This is a genomic window from Desulfosudis oleivorans Hxd3, assembly GCF_000018405.1.
Classification (GTDB): domain Bacteria; phylum Desulfobacterota; class Desulfobacteria; order Desulfobacterales; family Desulfosudaceae; genus Desulfosudis; species Desulfosudis oleivorans.
Map to the genome: position 1 here is coordinate 3,353,424 of NC_009943.1, position 18,437 is coordinate 3,371,860.

The 18,437-nt window shown below is 61.2% G+C and carries 16 protein-coding genes; 2 read left to right on the forward strand and 14 right to left on the reverse strand.

Annotated features, from left to right (window positions below; all coding sequences use genetic code 11):
* Positions 1-366 precede the first annotated feature (366 nt).
* Complete coding sequence (locus DOLE_RS14300) at positions 367-1,596, reverse strand: LL-diaminopimelate aminotransferase (protein ID WP_012176193.1); 1,230 nt, start codon at positions 1,594-1,596, stop codon at positions 367-369.
* Between DOLE_RS14300 and DOLE_RS18310 the strand changes: the two genes are divergently transcribed.
* On the forward strand, positions 1,589-1,975 hold the full coding sequence (locus tag DOLE_RS18310; protein ID WP_153304447.1) for a hypothetical protein: 387 nt from the start codon (positions 1,589-1,591) through the stop codon (positions 1,973-1,975). The two genes, DOLE_RS14300 and DOLE_RS18310, sit on opposite strands and share 8 nt — an antisense overlap.
* Positions 1,976-2,026: 51 nt before the next feature.
* Positions 2,027-2,698, forward strand: a complete 672-nt coding sequence (locus tag DOLE_RS14305) for a TVP38/TMEM64 family protein (RefSeq protein ID WP_012176195.1) — start codon at positions 2,027-2,029, stop codon at positions 2,696-2,698.
* A 271-nt stretch (positions 2,699-2,969) separates the two neighbouring features.
* Here the strand turns inward: DOLE_RS14305 and ftsZ are convergent, their stop codons facing one another.
* From ftsZ to DOLE_RS14370, 13 genes are all read right to left on the reverse strand, one after another.
* A complete protein-coding gene (ftsZ, locus tag DOLE_RS14310) occupies positions 2,970-4,145 on the reverse strand; it encodes a cell division protein FtsZ (protein ID WP_012176196.1) in 1,176 nt (391 codons plus the stop codon).
* A gap of 65 nt (positions 4,146-4,210) precedes the next feature.
* Positions 4,211-5,434 (reverse strand): cell division protein FtsA, encoded by a 1,224-nt coding sequence (gene ftsA / locus DOLE_RS14315; protein ID WP_012176197.1) that lies wholly within the window; start codon positions 5,432-5,434, stop codon positions 4,211-4,213.
* On the reverse strand, positions 5,416-6,312 hold the full coding sequence (locus DOLE_RS14320) for a cell division protein FtsQ/DivIB (protein WP_012176198.1): 897 nt from the start codon (positions 6,310-6,312) through the stop codon (positions 5,416-5,418). The genes ftsA and DOLE_RS14320 overlap by 19 nt, the downstream gene beginning before the upstream one ends.
* On the reverse strand, positions 6,299-7,240 hold the full coding sequence (gene murB, locus DOLE_RS14325) for a UDP-N-acetylmuramate dehydrogenase (protein WP_012176199.1): 942 nt from the start codon (positions 7,238-7,240) through the stop codon (positions 6,299-6,301). The genes DOLE_RS14320 and murB overlap by 14 nt, the downstream gene beginning before the upstream one ends.
* A gap of 19 nt (positions 7,241-7,259) precedes the next feature.
* Positions 7,260-8,633, reverse strand: coding sequence for a UDP-N-acetylmuramate--L-alanine ligase (murC, locus tag DOLE_RS14330; protein WP_012176200.1), 1,374 nt, complete (start codon positions 8,631-8,633; stop codon positions 7,260-7,262).
* A complete protein-coding gene (murG, locus tag DOLE_RS14335; RefSeq protein ID WP_012176201.1) occupies positions 8,624-9,781 on the reverse strand; it encodes an undecaprenyldiphospho-muramoylpentapeptide beta-N-acetylglucosaminyltransferase in 1,158 nt (385 codons plus the stop codon). Before murG ends, murC begins: the two co-directional genes overlap by 10 nt.
* Entirely contained in the window at positions 9,774-10,889 is a 1,116-nt protein-coding gene (ftsW, locus tag DOLE_RS14340; RefSeq protein ID WP_012176202.1) for a putative lipid II flippase FtsW, read from the reverse strand. The genes murG and ftsW overlap by 8 nt, the downstream gene beginning before the upstream one ends.
* On the reverse strand, positions 10,876-12,255 hold the full coding sequence (murD, locus tag DOLE_RS14345) for a UDP-N-acetylmuramoyl-L-alanine--D-glutamate ligase (protein ID WP_012176203.1): 1,380 nt from the start codon (positions 12,253-12,255) through the stop codon (positions 10,876-10,878). The genes ftsW and murD overlap by 14 nt, the downstream gene beginning before the upstream one ends.
* Positions 12,255-13,334 carry a phospho-N-acetylmuramoyl-pentapeptide-transferase gene (gene mraY, locus DOLE_RS14350; protein ID WP_012176204.1) on the reverse strand — a complete coding sequence of 360 codons (1,080 nt, stop codon included), beginning with the start codon at positions 13,332-13,334 and terminating at the stop codon, positions 12,255-12,257. The genes murD and mraY overlap by 1 nt, the downstream gene beginning before the upstream one ends.
* 2 nt (positions 13,335-13,336) lie before the next feature.
* Complete coding sequence (locus DOLE_RS14355) at positions 13,337-14,755, reverse strand: UDP-N-acetylmuramoyl-tripeptide--D-alanyl-D-alanine ligase (RefSeq protein ID WP_012176205.1); 1,419 nt, start codon at positions 14,753-14,755, stop codon at positions 13,337-13,339.
* Between the two features lie 30 nt (positions 14,756-14,785).
* A complete protein-coding gene (locus tag DOLE_RS14360; protein ID WP_012176206.1) occupies positions 14,786-16,375 on the reverse strand; it encodes a UDP-N-acetylmuramoyl-L-alanyl-D-glutamate--2,6-diaminopimelate ligase in 1,590 nt (529 codons plus the stop codon).
* Complete coding sequence (locus DOLE_RS14365; protein ID WP_012176207.1) at positions 16,372-18,132, reverse strand: peptidoglycan D,D-transpeptidase FtsI family protein; 1,761 nt, start codon at positions 18,130-18,132, stop codon at positions 16,372-16,374. Before DOLE_RS14365 ends, DOLE_RS14360 begins: the two co-directional genes overlap by 4 nt.
* The gene (locus DOLE_RS14370; RefSeq protein ID WP_012176208.1) at positions 18,129-18,425 is read right to left on the reverse strand and encodes a septum formation initiator family protein; all 297 of its coding nucleotides are present in this window, start codon (positions 18,423-18,425) and stop codon (positions 18,129-18,131) included. Before DOLE_RS14370 ends, DOLE_RS14365 begins: the two co-directional genes overlap by 4 nt.
* Positions 18,426-18,437: the final 12 nt, after the last annotated feature.

The following is an 18,437-nucleotide window of genomic DNA, read 5'->3' on the forward strand; positions in this document are numbered from 1 at the left end:
CAACCCCGCCCATTGCAGCGCAGCCGAGCGCGAACGGTTTTTTCGGAAGAAGCGAAAATGCTGTTTGAGCACCGCCGAAGGCGGGCGAGTTCATTTTCGCGCCGAAAAAAGCGTTTGCGCGAGGGGAGCCGAAGGCCAAGCTGCACGGGCGCGGTTCTTTTGGTACTTTTCTTGCCGCCAAGAAAAGTACACGGATAAGCAGGGGGAGGAAAAAAGAGTTTAGCGGAAGAGATTGCTTCGTCGCTGGCGCTCCTCGCAATGACGCACTGTGCGGCGGCTGGCAAAAAGGCTTGACCGGCAGGCGATCAGCCGGTGTCGATACCGATCCCGATAGCGATAGCGATTTGGATGGGGAGGGGAAGGCGGTTACGCCTTCCCAAAAACCTCTGCCATGCGCTTCATGGCCGCATCCACATTGGCGTAGCTGTTAAATGCCGACAGGCGGATATACTGTGCGCCGCACTTTCCAAATCCCCCGCCCGGGGTACACACCACCCCGGCCTTTGTCAGCAGGGTATCAAAAAACGCCCAGGAATCGGTTTTCGTGTCCACCCAGATATAGGGCGAATGGTCCCCGCCCACGTAGGAAAAGCCCATGCCGGCCATGGCCGCGGTAATTCTGTCGGCATTGGCCATGTAGGTGCGAATCATCTCTTTTGCCTGGGCCTTGCCCTCGGGGCTGTAAACGGCTTCAGCGGCCCGCTGCACCGGGTAGGAGACGCCGTTGAACTTGGTGCAGTGACGCCGGTTCCACAATGCGTGCAGTGCGTGGGCCTTGCCGCTGGTGTCGTAGGCCATGCACTCTTTTGGCACCACGGAAAAGGCGCACCGGGTGCCGGTGAACCCGGCGGTTTTGGAAAAGCTGCGAAACTCCACCGCCACCTTGCGGGCGCCCGGAATCTCATAAATCGTCTTAGGAATGGACGGGTCACGGATAAAGGCCTCGTAGGCGGCGTCAAAAAGGATCAGGGCCTTTGCATCCAGAGCCCAGTCCACCCATGCCTGAAGGTATTCCTTTGTGGCCACGGCGCCGGTGGGGTTGTTGGGAAAGCAGAGGTAGACCAGGTCTGCCGGCTCTTTGGGAATGGCCGGCAGAAAACTGTTTTGCGCGGTGCACTCCATGTAAACGATGTTGCCGTAACGGCCGTTTTCAAAGGCCCCGGTGCGGCCGGCCATGACATTGGTGTCCAGGTAGACCGGGTAGACCGGGTCGGGAATGGCGACCCGAATGTCTGTGGCAAACAGCTCCTGAAAATTGCCGGTGTCGCACTTGGCCCCGTCGCTGATAAACACCTCGTCGGGTTGAATGTCGGCACCCCGGGCCTGGTAATCGTTGGCCGCGACGGCTTCCCTCAAAAACGCGTATCCCTGCTCCGGCCCGTACCCGCGAAAAGAGGATGCCGTACCCATTTCATCCACGGCTTTATGAAAGGCGTCCAGGCAGGCCGGACACAGGGGCTGCGTGGCGTCGCCGATGCCCAGCTTGATGATGGACTGGTCGGGATGGGTTGCCTGGTGGGCGTTTACCCGTTTGGCGATTTCTGAAAACAGGTAGGAGGACTGGAGTTTTAAAAAGTGTTCGTTGATCTTGATCATGACATCCTCTTTTCAATATGATTTTACAAAAATGGTCTCCTTATTTATCCATGTACTTTTCTTTGGCGCAAAGAAAAGTACCAAAAGAAACATGCCCGTGCAGCTTGGCCTTCGGCTCCCCTCGCGCAAACGGTTTTTTCGGCGCGGGCAGGAACTCGCCCGCTTCGCGGTGCTCAAACAACCTGCCCGCTTTCTCCCGAAAAAACCGTCTCCGCTCGGCTGCGCTGCAATGGGCGAATCAAACCGTTACAGCCCGATTACCGCTACCCTGTCCAGGCAAACACCAGTACAAACAACAACACGATTTAAAATAGTAATAACCGCGCATTATTCAGTTACAGCCGGGAAAGCCCTTTCCATCAGCCCCCGTTTATATTAGAATGCGTCATTCATGTCAATCGGCGCTTTGTGGTGCAGGAACGGGGATTTCATGGCGTTGTCACGCACTAAAAAACTGGTTTTACTTGCCATAGCAGTGCTGCTGCTGGCGGCTTTCGGGTACCTGGTCTGGCGGTACGTTCCCGTAAGAGACCTGGTGGCCCTTGTCAATGAAGAGATACCGCCCTGGCTGTTTGTCTGCCTCATGGCCCTGCTGCCCCTGGTCGGGGCTCCCATCAGCCTGTTCTATGCCCTTGCCGGTATTGTCTTTCCCATGGGGATGGGCGTCCTGGTCACGGCCCTTGTTATTCCGTTTCACCTGGCCGGCTTTTTTTTACTGGCCCGGGCCGTGAAAACCCCCATTGAAAGGATACTGGCCCGGCGGGGCCACAGGCCCCCGGCAATTCCGGCCCACCGACGGGCCAGCTTCTGCCTGATCATGAACATGCTGCCCATTCCCTATGTGGTAAAAAACTACCTGCAACCCCTGGCCGGCATTCGGTTTCCCCTTTTCTTCTGGGTCTCCTGGCCGGTGCAGCTGGTCCTGGCCCTGCCCATGGTGCTGATCGGCAGCGCGGCCACGGACATGGACCCCGTGCTGCTGAGCATTGCAGTGGTGCTGTTTGCCGGAATGTATGCCGTGGTGCGGCGCATTGAAAAACGGTACGCCGGCGCTATTCCGGCGCAGGATGACGGGGAGGAACCGTCCGATACGGCCTTGTGAGAATCAGTCAAAAGGCTTTACGATTTAGGCGTGTCAAACGATTCGGGAAGGAAAACGGGGAACCATAACCATCTGAATCAAAATCCGAAACTCTTTCCCAGCAAAAACGCATAACACCGACGCAGCCCGAACGGGCTACGGCGGCACAACTCACCTGCATCCGCCTTCAGCGGCTTTGCACGCAATCCCGGCATTTACGCACTGACCGACCCGACAGCACCGTCAACACACCGGAAAGCACAAAGCCGCCTTCAACGAATGGGCGCGGACCTCAGTCGGCCTTCTTGCGCAGAAAGGTCGGAATGTCCAGGTCATCGTCACTGTAGATGATGCCCTTGTAGCCCCGGTAAGAGGACCCCGGTGAATCACCGGACACCTCCTGCACCCGCCGGAAGGTGGGTGTTTCCAGGCTCGACACCGACACCTTCTCCAGATCGGCGGGGGTGATGTCCCGTACCCGGCCCCGTTTGATGTCCACCACCGTATCCTTTTCCTGGCCGATGCCCGTGGCGATCACGGTGATGCGCATCTCGTCGCCCAGGGACTCGTCGATGGTCTGGCCCCAGATGATCTCGGTGTCGTCACCCACTTCCTGGTGAATGCGATCCGACGCCTCGGTCATCTCCTCAAAGGTCATATCGCTGGTGCTGGTGATGTTGATCAGCACGCCCTTGGCGCCGGAAATGGAAAAATCTTCCAGCAGCGGATGGGCGATGGCCCGTTCCGCGGCATCCACGGCCCGGTTCTCGCCATGGGCCACGCCGATGCCCATGAGGGCCATACCGGCCTTGGACATGATGGTCTTGACGTCGGCAAAGTCCAGGTTCACCAGGCCGGGCACCATGATCAGGTCGGAAATACCCCGCACCGAGTGATGGAGCACCTCGTCGGCTTTGCGGAACATGTCCACCATACGGGCGCTCTTGGAGGCAATGGCCCGCAGCCGGTCATTGGGAATGGTGATCACCGTGTCGGCCAGGTCTTTGAGCGCGGCAATGCCTTCTTCCGCCTGCCGGGCCCGCTTCTTTCCCTCAAAAGAGAAAGGCTTGGTGACCACGGCCACAGTAAGGATGCCCAGCTCCTTGCAGATCTCGGCCACCACCGGAGACGCCCCGGTGCCGGTGCCGCCGCCGCATCCCTCGGTGATAAAGACCATGTGGGCCCCCTCCACCGCGGACCGGATGGCGTCGGCATTCTCCATGGCCGCCTCTTTGCCGATTTCCGGGTTGGCACCGGCCCCCAGCCCCTGGGTCACCTCGACCCCGATCTGAATTTTGATCGTGGCCTTTGACATCTCCAGCGCCTGAGCGTCAGTGTTGGCAACAATGAACTCCACGCCCTTGAGATCGGCGTCGATCATGTTGTTAATGGCGTTGCCGCCGGCGCCGCCCACACCGATTACCTTGATTTTTGCCCTTTTTTCGCTCTCAACAAATGAGAAAGCCATACGCCCTCCTTTCACTGGGTCGGTTGGAACCCCGCGGGTTCCGTTATGGTAATGCTGTTTATAATCTATACAATATCCTTGAACCACCGCCGCATGCGGCCGATGATCCGATTGAAGATGTTGGCGTCCCGAATGCGGAACTTGCGATCCCCGTCATTGCGGGCGCCGTAAATCACCAGGCCCACGCCGGTGGCGTACATGGGGTTGTTCACCACGTCCACCAGGCCGGCGATGCCGGCCGGCCGCCCCAGGCGGGTAGGCTGGTTGATGATGGATTCGGCCACGTCACAGATCCCTTCCAGCAGGGCCGTGCCGCCGGTGAGCACCACGCCGGAGGTGATCAGCTCCTCGGCCCCCTTGCTGAATATCTCCCGGTTGACCAGGGTGAATATCTCCTCCACCCGGGGGGTGACAATTTCGCTTAAAATCTGGCGGGGCAGTTTCTTGGGTTCCCGGCCGCCGGTGCTCTTCACCTCGATCTCGTCGTTGCCGATACCGGCGGCCGTTCCGGAAATGGCATATTTCTTCTTGATCTTTTCCGCCTCGGTATGGGGCGTGCGAAGGCCGATGGCAATATCGTTGGTCAGGTTGTTGCCGCCCAGGGCCAGCACAAAGGTGTGCCGGATGTTGCCGCCGTAAAACACGGCCAGATCGGTGGTGCCGCCGCCCAGGTCGATCAGCGCCGTGCCCAGGCTCTTTTCCTCGTCGGTCAGCACCGCCTCGCCCGAGGCCAGGGACTCCAGCACGATGTCGCACACGTTCAGCCCGGCCCGGTTGGCGCACTTGACGATGTTGTGGGCCGAGGTCACGGCGCCGGTAACGATGTGAATCTTCACCTCCAGGCGCACGCCGGTCATGCCCACCGGGTTCTGAATGCCCGGCTCATCGTCCACGATGTACTCCTGGGGCAGCACGTGAATAATCTCCCGGTCCATGGGAATGGCCACGGCACTGGCCGCGTCAATGACGCGGGATACATCGTTGGCGGTGATCTCCCGGCCCTTGATGGCGATCACACCCCGGCTGTTGAAGCTGTTGATGTGGCCTCCGGCAATGCCCACGTAGACGTCGGAAATCTCGTACCCGGCCATGAGTTCGGCCTCTTCCACGGCCTTCTTGATGGAGGCCACGGTGGACTCCATGTTCACCACCACGCCCTTGCGCAGCCCTTCCGAGGGATGGGTGCCGATGCCGATGATGTTAATCTTGTCACCGTCTTTTTCACCGACCACGGTGCATATTTTTGTCGTGCCGATATCCAGGCCGACGATTATGTCCTGCTCCCGCATGTTGCCCCCTTTTTGGAATGATTGGCGTAGGCGGCCCCGGAACCGGGCGCCACCACGATGCGATCCGGCCATTGCAGGCCGATGACCGCCACATGTTCCGGCGACGGCTCTTTACGAAAATGGGCCATTACCCGGTTGAGCCTGCGAAACTTGTCCACAAAGTCGTCATATCCCAACCTGACTTCATCAACCGTATCAAAGGCGCGCATCGTGACCCCGGTGTCCGGGTCCACGTGAATCGTCTGAACGCGCATGCCGTAGATAAACTTTTCCACCCGCGTGCCGGTGTCCAGCACCTCCAGGGCGGCCAGAAACGCCCTGCTTGCCGGCCGGCCGTCGGCGTCGATATCGCTGTAGTCCAGGCCGCAAATCACCGGCAGCGTGTCCGGGTCCGACGGTTCCATGCGCTTGAAGATCACGCCCGCGTCGCTGATAAAAAACCGGGTGCCCAGGTTCACCACCGCCATGGGAACATGTTCCCGAATGCGAATGGTCAGGGTGCCGGGAAGCTCCCGGTAGAGCTCGGCTTCCGCGATCCAGGGCTCGACCAGCAGCCGCCGGCGCACAACCGCCAGGTTGACGGCAAGAATGTTGTCCCCCGGCCGCACACCCGAGGCCCGGACCACGTCCTCCCGCGCAAGTACCTCGTTTCCCTCCACGCGAATGGTTTGCGTGGTAAAATATTCACAGCCGGTCAGAAACCCGTATCCCGCCGCAAAGATGACACTGACCGCCAGCAGAACCGTCACAAGCCCCGCGACCCTTAGCACGCGCACAGCCCCCTGCCGGACCGGCCGGCGGGGCGCGTTTTTCCGGGCCGGTTTCTGCATGGCCTTTACCGAGGCCGGCCGCTTGAGTATGGGTTTATTGACCGACAATGGTCACCTCCGGTTCCAGGGTCACACCGAACCTGTCGGCCACTCGCCGCTGAACGGTCTCCATCAGGGCCAGCAGGTCGCCGGCGGTGGCGTTACCCCTGTTTACAAGAAAATTGCCGTGGGCCTCCGACACAACGGCGCCGCCCACGGCCAGACCTTTAAGCCCGGCCCTGTCGATGAGCTTTCCCGCCGGGTCACCGGCTTCCGGATTTTTAAAAAAGCATCCCGCGCTGCGGAACCCGGCCGGCTGAGTGGCCGTCCGCCGTCGCCGCCGTTCTTCCGCCGCGGCCTTCAATGCTTCGGAATCGTCAAACCCCAGGCCCAGGTCAACGCCGGTGATCACCGGCGGCCCGGGTGTTGCCGTATCGTCATTCCTGACGGCAAAGCGGCGATAGGAAAAAACCAGGTCCTGTTTTTCTTTTCGAATCCTTCGGCCGTCGCCGGTCACCATTTCCACCGCCTCCACCACGTCACCCATCCAGCCCTCGGCCGTGCCCGCGTTCATGGCAACGGCCCCGCCCACGGTGCCGGGAATGCCCACGGCAAAGGTCATACCGGCAAGCCCGTTGTCCGCGGCATACCGGCACAGCGCGGCCAGTGTAAGGCCGGCGCCCACGGTGAGGCGGGCCCCGCTCCCCCGGTCGGAATGCCGTTCGATGGTCTGCCAGTATTTTTTCATATCAATCACAATACCGCGAATGCCCCGGTCCCGGACCAGGAGGTTGCTGCCTCCGGCCAGGACCATGAAGGCAATGTTCTGTGCCCGGCACCGGCCGATCAGTTCCCGCAACTCCGAAACAGTCTCCGGGGCCACCAGGGCGTCGGCCGGGCCGCCCACCCCAAGGGTGGTGTGCCGGGACATGGGCTCGTCCCATTTTACCCGGTCCCTGAAAACCGTTGTCAGCCATTGCCGAAACCCCTGGTCCATGTGTGCCTTCCACTGGTCTCTATCTTTCCTGCCCGGACAGCACATCCTCGCCGATGCGCCACACATCCCCGGCGCCCAGGGTCAACAGGATGTCGCCCTTCTGCAGTATCTCTTTCAGGTATGCCACGGCCTCGGCCCGTCCCTCCACATACCGCACGCCCTTGTGCCCGTGGGCGCGGATGCCTTCGGCCACGGACTCGCCGTCCACCCCGTCGATGGGATGTTCGCCGGCCGCGTAGATGGGCAGCACCACCAGTTCGTCGCACTGGTAGAAGGCCCGGGTAAAGTCATCAAACAGGGCCTTTGTCCGGCTATACCGATGGGGCTGGAACACCACCACCACCCGCCGGTCTTCCCAGTGCTGCCGCACCCCCTGAAGGGTGGCCTTGATTTCCGTGGGATGATGGCCGTAGTCGTCCACCACGATGACGCCGCCTGTCTCGCCCTTTTTCTCAAGCCGCCGCTGCACGCCGGCCATGGTTTCCAGGGCTTCCTTGATCACGGCAAACGCAAGGCCCAGCTCCAGACCCACGGCCACGGCGGCCAGGGCGTTTCGCACGTTATGGAACCCCGGCACGCCCAGGTCGATGGTGCCAAGCTCTTCCTGGCGCCAGACAACGGAAAATCGGACCTTGCCGTTGATGGGCGTGATATGGCGGGCCTGAAGGTCGGCCTGGTTGCTGGTGCCGTAAGTGATGAACCGCTTCTTGATCAGGGGCACCAGGGCCTGGAGCGGTTCGTTGTCCAGGCAGACCACGGCCACTCCGTAAAAGGGAATCCGGTCGAGAAATTCCAGAAAACTTTTTGATATGGCTGCGAGATCCGGGTAAAAATCCAGGTGTTCCCGGTCGATATTGGTCACCACGGCAATGGAGGGGGAAAACTTCAGAAATGACCCGTCGCTCTCGTCGGCCTCGGCCACAATGTAGTCACCATGGCCCAGCACCGCGTTGGTGCCGATGCTCTTGAGCTTGCCGCCGATCACCACCGTGGGATCCATGCCGCCCTGGCCCAGCACCGACGCCACCATGGAGGTGGTGGAGGTCTTGCCGTGGGCCCCGGCGATCACGATACTGTACTTGAGCCGCAGGATCTCGGCCAGCATCTCGGCCCTGGGAATCACGGGAATCCCCGCCTCCCGGGCCGCCGCCACCTCCGGGTTGTCGGCGGCGATGGCGGATGACACCACCACCACATCGGCGCCGCCAATGTTTTTGCCGTCATGGCCGTAAAATATTTTCCCGCCCAGGCCGGTCAGCCGGTCGGTAATGTCCGACTGCCGGATATCGGACCCGGACACGGTGTATCCCAGGTTGAGCAGCAGCTCGGCAATGCCGCTCATACCGATGCCGCCGATGCCCACAAAATAGATATGGTATGCTTTTAAATACATTGAAACACTCCGGCTTCCTGCCTGTTTCCATCCGTTACAAGGGCCAGGCACGCCCGGGCCACGCGTCGCCCGGCATCGGGTTTTCCCAGGTGCCTGGACTTTTTCGCCATTTCCAAAAGCGCCTCGGGCGCACCGGCGTAAAACCCGATCCGGTCGGCAAGCACCCGGCCCCTCAGGTCCTTCTGCCGTATCATCTCCGCGGCACCGGCTTTCACCAGGGCCTCGGCGTTAAAGGCCTGGTGGTCGTCCGTTGCACCGGGAAAAGGCACGAAAATACAGGCCTTTCCCATGCAGGTGATCTCCGCCACGGTGGTGGCGCCGGCCCGGCAGATCACCAGGTCGGCGGCCAGATACCGGGCCGCCATGTCATCAAAAAAGGGCTGGACCACGTGGCCGATGCCGGTCCGTTCATAGGCCTGCTTCACCATCTGTAAATCCGCTGTGCCGGTCTGGTGTACAAACCGGATGTTCTCCCGGTCCGCCAGAATGTCCAAGGCCTCTGTTACGGCCAGGTTGATGCCGTGGGCCCCCTGGCTGCCGCCCACAATAAAAACGGTAAACCGTTGCCCGTTCTTTTTGGTACCGCTTTCTGCCTCACCCATGGCGTTCAAAAAAGCCTTTCGCACCGGATTGCCGGTGGTCAGGGTTTTTGCCGCGCCCAGCCGCCCGGCGGCGGCATCATGGGAGACGCACACCAGGTCGGCAAACCGGGCCAGCACCCGGTTGGTCAGGCCGGGCAGGGCGTTCTGCTCGCAGAGCACCACTTTCCGCCCCATCAGCCGGGCCGCTATCACCACCGGCGCGGACACGTACCCGCCCATGCCGATGATCACGGCCGGGTCAAAACGCCGCACCAGGCGGCCGGCGGCAACAATACCGGCCAGCAGTTTAGCCACGGCCCTGACTCTGGCCACCGGCCCCCGTCCCTTGATGCCCTCGGTTGCAATAACTTCAAAGGCAAACCCGGTCTTTGGGAGCACCCGCTTTTCAATGGGGCTGCCCGTGCCGACGAACAGCACCCGGCACCCGGGCGCCATCTCCTTTAAGCTCTCGGCAATGGCGATGCCGGGAAACAGGTGCCCCCCGGTGCCGCCGCCGGCAATGATGACGCGCATCTCGCCTGTTGTTGAGCCGGTCTGCCTATTCATGCCGACGTTGTCCTATATTCATTAAAATACCAATCGCCGCCATGTTGAACATCAGCGACGTGCCGCCGTAGCTCAAAAACGGCAGGGTCAGTCCCTTGGCGGGCAGCAGCCCCACTGCCACACCCATGTTGACCACCACCTGCAAACCGATGGCCGCGGTCAGGCCGATGGCCACAAAGCTGCCGAACAGGTCTTCGGCCCGCCGGGCGATTATCACGCCCCGCCACAGAATCACGAAATAGAGCGTCAGAATCACCAGCACGCCCCAGAGGCCCAGCTCTTCGCCGATCACCGAAAAAATAAAATCGGTGTGGGGCTCGGGCAGGTAAAAAAGCTTCTGGTATCCCTGTCCCAGGCCGGTTCCCCACAACCCGCCGGTGCCGAAGGCCATGAGGGAGTGGACCACCTGATACCCCTCGTCGGTCCTGTACCGCCAGGGGTCCAGGAAACTGATCAGCCGGAGCCGCCGGTAGTCGGCGGTAAACATGTAGTAAACAACCACCGGTATCAGAAACACGCCGGAGGCGAACAGGTGCAGGGGTCTGACGCCGGCCACGAACAGCATGATCCAGGTGATGGCGGCCAGGATCACAACGGTGCCGAAGTCGGGCTGCATAACGATCAGGACCGACAGGATGGCAAACACCGCCACATGGGGAACAAACCCGATGGAAAAGTCGGTGACCTTCTCCTGCTTTTTGTGCAGGGAATAGGCCAGGTAGACAATCAGCGCGAACGTGGCAAACACCGACGGCTGAAAAGAGACCGGTCCCACGCGCATCCACCGGGTGGCGCCGCCCGCGGTGTAGCCGATGCCGTTGACGTACAGGGCCCCCAGCAGGAGAAAGGCCGCGCCCAGAAGCACATAAGCAAAAAAACGGAACAGCCGGTAGGGCACATAACGGCAGCCCACCATCAGGCAGATGCCCACAACCAGAAAGGCCGCCTGCCGTTTCAGGTAATGGGCGCCGTCCATGAACTCGCGGATCGCTATGTGGGAGCTGGCGCTGTAGACCATCACCACCCCGATGCCGGCCAGGATCAGGGCCGGAAACAGCAGGCTGATGTCCACATAGAGCAGGTTGGATTTTGACCTAACCCCGCGCATGGTCTCCCTCTTTCAGTTTTTTCACGGCATTACAGAAGTCATCGCCCCGGTGGGCATAGCTCTCATAGCTGTCGAAACTGGAGCAGGCCGGCGACAGCAGCACCGCGTCACCGGGGGCGGCCAGCTCGTGGGCACGGCGCACCGCTTCGGCCATTGAACCGGCATCCCACAGCGAGACCGATCCGTTGATGGCCATGCGAATCTTTTCTTTGGCCGCGCCGAACAGCACCACGGCCCGGGCCCGTTCCCGGATGACATTTTTGAGGACCCCGTAATCACACCCCTTGTCCTCACCACCCAGCAGCAGCACCACCCTGGAGGTGAAAAACTCCAGGGCCCGTCGCACCGCGTCCGGATTGGTGGCTTTGGAATCGTCAAAATAATGGACATCGTCGATACTGGCCACATACTCCAGGCGGTGACGCAGCCCCTGGAACCCGTCCACCGCCGCCTGAATTCCCTCCACCGTGGCCCCCATGGCCAGGGCCGCCAGGGTCGCGGCCGCGATGTTTTCCATGTTGTGCCGGGCCCGCATCAACGGGGACGTCACGCTGATGGTCGCCGTTTTTGTCCCTGCCGTGACGATCTCCACGGCAGTGTCACCAATCACGGCACCGTCCTGTGTGTTTTTACCGGCATTAAAGGTCAGTTTCCTGCTTCTGATTCCCTTTGAGGCCTGCAGCACGTGAAAGTCGGCGCCGTTGATCACCGCCACGTCGTCTGCCTCCTGGTTCTCAAAAATACGGCCCTTGGACCGCACGTAAGCGTTAAAGTCCACGTACCGGGCCAGATGGTCCTCTGCGATATTGAGCAGCACGGCCACATGGGGCCGGAAGGTTTCACTGGTGTCCAGTTGAAAGCTGCTCACCTCCACCACGGCCATATCCGCGTTTTCCCCCTTGTCGGCAAACCCGATCAGGGGGGCGCCGATATTGCCGCCCACAAATACCTGCCGGCCCGACGCCTTGAGCATGTCGCCCAGCAGGGTGGTGACGGTGGTTTTGCCGTTGGTGCCGGTGACCGCGGCCACCGGCTTTGTGACAAACCGGGCCGCCAGTTCCATTTCGCCCATCACCGGAATCCCTTTTTCCGCGGCTTTTTTCAAAGGCGCCAGGGTCTCGGGCACGCCGGGGCTCACCACGATATAGTCCGCCGACAGAAAGGTACTGTCCTGGTGGCCGCCCAGTTCAAGGGTTGCGCCCAGGTCCCGGGCGGACACCACCAGGTCACCGAGCCTGGCCTCGGACGCCTGGTCGGTAATGGTCACCAGCGCGCCGCGCCGGAGCAGGAACCGGGCCGTTGCAAGCCCGGACTTTCCCAGTCCGACCACGACCACTTTTCTGTTTTCCGTTTCAACAGGTTTCATCAGCGTATCTTCAATGTGCTTACCGCGATCAGGGCCAGGGCGATGGCAATGATCCAGAAGCGGACAATGATCTTGGGTTCGGCCCACCCTTTGAGCTCAAAATGGTGGTGCAGCGGCGCCATGCGAAAAATGCGCCGGCCCTTTGTGGCTTTGAAAAACCCCACCTGAAAAATTACGGACAGGGTCTCCACCACGAACAGACCACCCACCAGGGTCAGCAGGATCTCCTGCTTGGTAATGATGGCCACCGTGCCCAGGGCCCCGCCCAGGGAGAGGGACCCCACGTCCCCCATGAATATCTGCGCCGGGTAGGCGTTGAACCAGAGAAAGCCCATCAGGCCGCCGGCCATGGCGCCGCAGAACACCGTCACCTCACCGCTTCCCGGCACGTGAATCACCTGCAGATAGTTGGAGATGATGGCGTTGCCCGCCACGTAGGCGAATACCATATAGGCCACGAACGAGATCACCAGGGGGCCGGTCACCAGCCCGTCCAGCCCGTCGGTAAGGTTCACGGCGTTGGAGGTGCCCACAATGACGAACACGCCCAGCACGATGTAAAAAAGCCCCAGGTCCGGCGCCACCCGTTTGAAAAAGGGCACCAGCAGCACGGTGTTGGTGTCCGAGGCCGCGAAAATCAACAGGCATATCCCGGCTGCCAGCACGGTCTGGGCCAGAAACTTGGCCCTGGCCGAAAGCCCCTTGTTCCTTTTTTTGATCTGCATCAGGTAATCATCAATAAAACCGATAGTCGTGAACCCCGCCAGGGCCGCGAGGGTCACCCAGATATACCGGTTGGTCAGGTCGGCCCAGAGCAGGCAGGCCACCAGCACGGAAAAGACGATCAGCAGTCCGCCCATGGTGGGGGTACCGGCCTTGCCCTGATGGCTCTGGGGCCCGAGTTCCCGAATGTACTGGCCGATCTGCATTCTCGCCAATGTCCGGATGGTAAATGGTCCCAGCAGAAAACAGATCAGAAAGGCGGTGAGGCTGGCATAGATCGTTCGAAAGGTGATGTACTGAAACACGTTGAAAAACGATATATGCGTGTGCAGCGGATATAATAAATGGTACAGCATCGCTACCGCCCCCCTTCCCTGTCCGCGGCGCCGTTACCGTAGGCCGAAAGGGCCTGAACAACGGTCTCCATCCGCATGCCCCGGGAACCCTTCACCAGGACCCAGTCCCCCGGTTCCAGGACCGGGCATACCGCTTCGATGATTGTTTCTTTTGATTCAATCATAATTTTTTCAGGCGTCATGCCGGCAGCAGCGGCGCCCCCGGCTACCGCTTCCGCAAATTCACCCGTCACATAGAGCCTGTCCACACCGCTTTCGGCCGCCATGACGCCTGTTTTGCCGTGCATCACCGGCGCGTGATCCCCCAGTTCAAACATGTCGCCCATAATCAGGATACCGCGCCCGGCCCCTTTCAACTCCCGCAATCCGGCCAGGGCCGCCTTCATCGATTCCGGATTGGCGTTATACGTGTCATCCACCAGGGTAAACCCGGCCCTGGTCTGCGTAATGGTCATTCTGCCGGGCACCGGAGAAAAGTTCTCCAGCCCGGCCTTGATCTCCGGCGCGGACAGACCCAGACCGGCCCCGATGGCGGCGGCGGCCAGGGCGTTGGACACCATGAAGGTGCCGGATGCCGGAAGGGCCACGGCCACCTGCTCGTCCGTGGCGGACAGGCACAGGTCAAAACAGACCCGGCCGTCCTGCCTTCTGACCGAAGCGGCGGTGATATCGGCCTTCTGCCGCATGCCGTAGGTCACCACCCGGCCCCGGACCTTTTGCGCCATCTTCATGACCCGCATGTCATCGGCATTCACAATGGCCGTGTCCTTGTCGGTCAAGGCTTCAAGAAGTTCAGCCTTGGCCCGGGCCACGCCGTCGATGTTTTCCACACCCTCCAGGTGCCCGGCCCCCACATTGAGGACCACGCCCATGTCCGGCTCGCAGATCTTTGCCAGTCGCCCAATCTCGCCGGGCGCGTTCATACCCATCTCAAGGATCGCCACCTGGTGGCCTTTTTCCAGCCGCAGCAGGGTCAGGGGCAGACCGATCTCGTTGTTGAAATTTCCCGTGGTAGCCAGCACCCGGTACCGGCGGCCGCATACCATTGCCGCCATCTCCTTGGTGCTGGTCTTGCCGTTGGTGCCGGTGATGGCCGCCACCCGTGGATTCACGCTTCTTCGGCGATGACGGGCCAGATCCCCCAGAGCGACAACGGTGTCTTTTACCACCACCCGCGCCCCCCGGCCGGTTGCCCGCGGCGTATTGATCCGGGACGCATGGGCCTGGTCGATCATCACGCCGCCGGCTCCCTGCGCCAGCACCCGGTCGATAAAATCATGGCCGTCATGCTGCTGACCCTGAATCGCCACAAACAGATCTCCTTTGCCAAGGGTCCGCGAATCAATGGAGATGTTTTCAAACATCTCGTTTCCTTTTCCCTGCACCAGCTCACCGCCGGTTGCCGCTATCACATCTGACATATGCCACACCAGGCCGCCTGCCATAATCGCCTATCCGCACTGCCCCGCCGACATGGCGGGCATCTGGTCGTTCCCGGAATTCCCCCGGGCCTGCAGCGCGGCCGCGGCCTCCTGCCTGTCATCAAAATCAATGGTCCTGTCCCTGAATATCTGGTAGTTCTCCTCTCCCTTGCCGGCGATCAGAATGGTGTCGCCGGGAGCCGCGGCCGACACAGCGGCCCGTATGGCCAGACGGCGGTCCGGCTCCACCAGGTACCGGCCATTACTGCTTTTTCCGGCCAGGCCGGCCACATCGGCCACCCGCTCGGCCAGGCCGGTCATTCCCTTTACAATATCCGCGATAATGGCTTCCGGATCCTCACTTCTCGGATTGTCCGACGTCACCACCACCCGGTCGGCAATAGTGGCGGCAATCCCGCCCATTTTCGGCCGCTTGGCCCTGTCCCGGTCGCCGCCGCAGCCGAACACGCAGAAAAGCCGGCCGGCAGATATCTTTCGAAGGGCCGACAGCACGTTTTGAAGGGCATCCGGTGTATGGGCATAATCCACAAAAACAAAGCGGCCCATCCGGTCGGCCACCTTTTCCAGGCGGCCGGGCACACCGGCAAAGGTCTCGATGCCTTCCTGAATCGCCGCCCCTTCCACGCCCAGGACAACACCGGCGCCGGCCGCGCAGAGAATGTTTTCAAGGTTATAGGTGCCGGCCAGCGGTGAGCAGAATGGGATCGGTCCGGCCGGCGTCACAATTGTGCCGGCAAGGCCGTCCGGAGAGCTGGTCACCCCCTTTGGATAAATGTCACATGCCTCGGCGAACCCCGCGCCCATGCGACCGGGCACGGGCAGCGTATCAAACAGGCCCCGTCCCCGGGCATCATTACAGTTGATCACCGAGACCATGTGCTTTTCCCGGACGCCCACGGACCGGGTTCCGGTAAACAGTCGTTTTTTGCACTCCCAGTAGGTCTCCATGTCCCCGTGAAAATCCAGGTGATCCTGGGTCAGGTTGGTGAAGATGGCCACGTCAAAGGCGCACCCGGCCACCCGCTGCTGGGCCAGGGCGTGGGAGGAGACCTCCATGACCACATGGGTAACGCCGGCTGTTGCCATGTCACGCAGAATGTGTTGCAGGTCGGCCGACTCCGGCGTGGTCAGCGGGTTTTTGAACCGCCGGCCCACGTAACGAAAATTGCCGGTACCGATCACCCCCACCTGTTTTCCCGCCTTTACCAGTATGTGCTCCACCAGAGCCGCGGTGGTGGTCTTGCCGTTGGTGCCGGTGACACCGACCAGTACAAGCCTTGCCGAGGGCGCGCCGTAGAAAACAGCGGACAGCAACGCCAGGGCGTTCCGGGCGTCAGCCACCCGCACCGTCACGGCGTCGCGGGCATCCACCTCTTTTTCCGCCACCACGGCCACGGCGCCCCTGGCCAGGGCCTGGTCGATAAAATCATGGCCGTCTCTGGCACTGCCCCGAATGGCCACAAACAGGCCACCGGGCCGGACCTCGTCGGACCGGTAATGAATCGACGCGATCTCTGGGTCCGGCATCACGCCCCGGGCCGCCGCCGTGGAACGGACGCTTTCCGGGCAGACCGGCAGCAGCAGTTCGGAGAGTCTCATCCGTTCACCTCCCCGGGTATCGAAACCATCATTTTCCCCCGGTCCTTCTCAAACTCAGGGGGCACCCCCAGGTAACTCAACACTTCATAAGCGATCCGCCGGAAGGCCGGAGCCGCCACCACGCCACCGTAGTGATGTTTCTGCGGCGCGTCCAGCACCACAAGAACGGCGATGCGGGGGTCCACCTTCGGCACAAACCCCATAAAAGAGGCGAGAAACTCGTCTTCCGCGTAACCGCCTTCGGCGTTATACTTCTGGGCCGTGCCGGTTTTACCGCAGACCGTGTACCCCTTGATGGCGGCCATCTTTCCCGTTCCGTCCACCGCCGTCACCGTCTCCATGATATCGGTGACGGTCCGGGCCGTCTCCCTGGAGATAATCCGCCGTCCCTGGGTGACGCCGTACTGCCGGACCACGCTGCCGTTCTCATCCACAACGGCCTTCACCACATGAGGTTTCATGAGCACGCCGTCGTTGGCGACCGCTGAAAGGGCGGTGACCAGTTGAATGGCCGACACCGATATGCCCTGGCCGAAGGCAATGGCGCCGGTATCAATGGGCGTCCATCTGGCATAGTCGGCCAGCCGTCCCTGGGTCTCTCCTGAACAGTTGATGCCGGTCTCCTGGCCAAAGCCGAACCGGTGAAGGCTTTCCCACAAAACCTGGCGGCCGATCATTTCACTGATCTTCACCGCCCCGATGTTGCTGGAGAACTGCACGATCTGGCCCAGAGAGAGCCAGCCGTGGGCCTTGGTGTCATGCACCAAATTTTTGTAAACCCGGTACTTGCCCTCCTCGCAGAAAAAAACGCTGTCCGGCGTGCAGACGCCGGCCTCCAGGGCGGCCGCGGCCAGGAAGATCTTCATGGTGGAGCCCGGTTCAAAGGCGTCGGTCACCGTCCGGTTCCGCCACCAGCGCCGGTCGTACCGGGAAAAGGCGTTGGGGTTGAAAAAAGGATAGTTGGCCATAGCCAGCACCTCGCCGGTGCGCGGATCCATCACCACCGCCATACCCGATGCCGCCTCGTAGGTCCGGGCCGTCTCCTCCAGCACCGTTTCCACGATGCTCTGAATGGTGCCGTCAATGGTCAGCACCAGGCTGTTGCCGCTGCTGCCGCCGGCATCCCCGTCCTCGGTATAAAGATCGCGGCCGATGGCGTCCTTGATGATGGTACGCTCAACCTTAAGGCCCCGCAGAGAGGCGTCATAGGTATACTCCAGCCCCTCCAGCCCTTTCTCGTCAATACCTGAAAAGCCGATCACCTGGGCGGCCAGGGTCTTGTTCGGGTAGACCCGCTGCCGTTCCGGCACAAACGCGATGGCGCCCCTGTCCAGTCCGATGCGGCGGACCGCGTCCGCCTCGGCGGGCATCACGTTACGTTTGAGCCATACAAAGGATTTACCGGATGCGATCTGTTTTCTGATTTCCCCGGCCTTGACGCCCAGGGCCGCGGCAAGGTCATTTACCTTGTCTTCGGCATTGATCATGACACCGGGATGCATGCCAATGGAAACCGTGTCAATGGTCACGGCCATCTCCATGTTGTTCCGGTCATAGATCGCGCCCCGCTTGCCGGTGGTGACCCGCACCTTCTGGTACTCTCTGGAGGCTTCACCGGCCAGCATATCGGCGCAGAAGGCCTGAAGATAGATCACCCGTGCCCCCACCACCAGGTACAGGGCGCTGAAAATCAGCCCCACCACCAGGATGCGGATGCGAATGCCTTTTGTCTCGTCTGTCTTGCGGCCGTATCTCATGGAATTAACTCCACTTGGTCCGTGTTCGGCATGACCATGTCCAGCCGTGTTCTTGCAATGTCCATGATGCGGGTCGGCGAGCGCAGCCGGGCCAGTTCGATTTTCAGGTCCTTCTGCCGGGCCGCCAGAGTCGCCGCCAGGTCCGTGTTCCGGGTGATGTCGTACCGCAGGTCCACGCTTTGCACGCGGCACCAGGCAAAGCAGAAAAATTCTCCGGTCAGCAGCAGGAGCACGGCCAGCCAGAGCAGGATGGTTCGGTCGCCTGACTTGCGCTGCTTTTTCTTTTCGGCCATCACCTGCCTCCG